The following is a 2,273-nucleotide window of genomic DNA, read 5'->3' as shown; positions in this document are numbered from 1 at the left end:
TCTCGCCCTTATTGCCGCAGACGGCACCGCAGATGCCCCCGGCACCACACAAAAACTCACCAATCTTTCTGCCGGCACTTTGTCTGACAGCTCAACCGATGCTGTTAATGGCAGCCAGCTTAACGCCACTAATAATAATGTGACCACTAATACCGGCAATATTGCTGCCAACACCACTGATATTGCCGGCAACAAGACCAATATCACGGCTAATACCACCGCCATTAACACAGTCGCAACCAATACCAGCACCTATCTCGGCGGCGGGGCTGATGTCGCGGCCGGAACAGCCCCAAGCTATACTGTGCAGGGCGCTACCGCCAATAATGTCGGTGATGCCCTCAAGGCGGTAGACAGCAGCATTAACACGGTCAATAGCAGCCTTAACAATATCACCAATAATATCAATAATGGCTCTATCGGCCCCGTGCGCCGCACCAGTGGCGATAATCTCGCCCTTATTGCCGCTGACGGCACGGCTGATGCCCCCGGCAATACCCAGAAGCTTACAAACCTCACGGCCGGCACTTTGTCTGACAGCTCAACCGATGCTGTTAATGGCAGCCAGCTTAATGCCACAAACACCAATGTGACCGCCAATGCCGGCAATATCGCCACCAACACCGCCGATATTGCTACTAATGCCCAACAAACGGCAAATTATCTTGGCGGCGGCGCTGCCTGGCAAAACGGCTCATGGACAGCCCCCAGCTATATAATTCATTCTGTTGACAGCAGCGGCACTGCCACTAGTGGAAACTATAGTGATGTCGGCAGTGCTTTGGAGGCAATGGATAGCAGCCTGAGCAATGTTAACAACCAGGTAAACCAGAATAAGCAGGATATAAACACTATCAACAACCAGCTCGGCGATATTAGCAACGGCAAAAGCGGCCCTGTCCAGCGCGCCGATGACACGACCCTGGCGCTGATAGACAAAGACGGCGGCACAACAACACCGCAAAAGCTCACTAATCTTGCCGGCGGCACGATTGCCTCAGGCTCAACAGACGCCGTTAACGGCGCTCAGCTCAACGACACTAATAATCGTGTCGGTGTTGTTGAAGGCCGTCTTGGCAATGTTGAAAACCGTGTCGGCAATATAGAAGAAACGATCGGCAATATCGGCACTGCAACCAAAAATGCCGTGCAATATGACACAGATTCAGACGGCAATAAAACCAACAGCGTCACCCTGCAAGGCGCTGATGCCTCTACCCCTGTCGCTCTCCATAATGTCGCCGCCGGCAAAGTGGAAAAAGACTCCACCGATGCTGTTAATGGCGGCCAGCTAAGCGATGCCAAAGACGAGCTGAATGCTAATATCAGCACGACAGCAGCAGCAACGCTGAAATCCGCCAATGATTACACCGACAGCCGCATTAACAATATCAGCACGGGCGCAGTTGAGCAGGCCAATCACTATACGGATCTGCGCTTTAACCGCCTCAATCACCGGCTTGATAATGTCCGCGATGAGGCTCGCGCTGCCGCTGCTATCGGCCTCGCCGCCGCTTCCCTGCGCTTTGACGATACACCCGGCGCCTTCAGTATCGGCTTTGGCAGCGGCTACTGGAAAAGTGAGGGTGCTATTGCTTTCGGCGCCGGCTATACCAGCAATACCGGCCGTTTCCGCAGCAATATCACCGGCACAGTGGCCAACAGCGCTATGGGTGTCGGCGGCGGTGTGACTATTCGCCTTAATTAAAATCCGGCGGCCTTGGCAACACCACAGCAATAAGACAATCCACAGTTTTTCATAAATAATCCACAGATTTTTCTCAGCCGCTATTCTTACTCTTTGGAGCATTCAGCGCCGCCCCCTCTCATAAGCCGAAATCCATACTAATAAGCCGGTTAAAGGTAAAATTCTTATAGCCGCGCCTTAAATTCTACCACAGAAAATATCTCAGTTTATGGCAAAAAAACTGCCCATTCCCCCGTTTATGTTGCAAAAATAGCACTTTATCCGCCTAAAAACCTGAGTAATCTTAAATTATCAATTTACAAAAAATTTATATTGACCTATAGCTCTGCCTGATAAGCTCCTTCTTGCTGTTGTTTGAAAGCATAGCCGACAGCTTTGCAAAGAGCGGAGCATAGCAGGCGCTGGAGCGCATGGAAACCAAGCAGGGATTTTGAAATGGCCGAGAATACGCAGCGGGGCCGCGCGAGCGGCAATGTTTTTCGTCGTAATGAAATTGTGTCTTTTAGCGGGGTTAAGCGGCGCAGCCTGCCTTTGCGCCTGGCGCTTCTGGCTTCAGTTGCCTTCA

Annotated in this window: 1 protein-coding gene; it reads left to right on the top strand. The window is 51.7% G+C overall.

Annotated features, from left to right (window positions below; translation table 11 throughout):
* Positions 1-1,708 (top strand): YadA-like family protein (locus DPQ22_RS01440; RefSeq protein WP_190323087.1); only part of this gene is annotated, 1,708 nt, incomplete at its 5' end.
* Positions 1,709-2,273: the final 565 nt, after the last annotated feature.

The organism is Candidatus Tokpelaia sp., from assembly GCF_008636115.1.
GTDB lineage: Bacteria > Pseudomonadota > Alphaproteobacteria > Rhizobiales > Rhizobiaceae > QLZD01.
The sequence above is the reverse complement of the archived record's forward strand: the minus strand, read 5'-3'. Positions and strand labels throughout refer to the sequence as shown.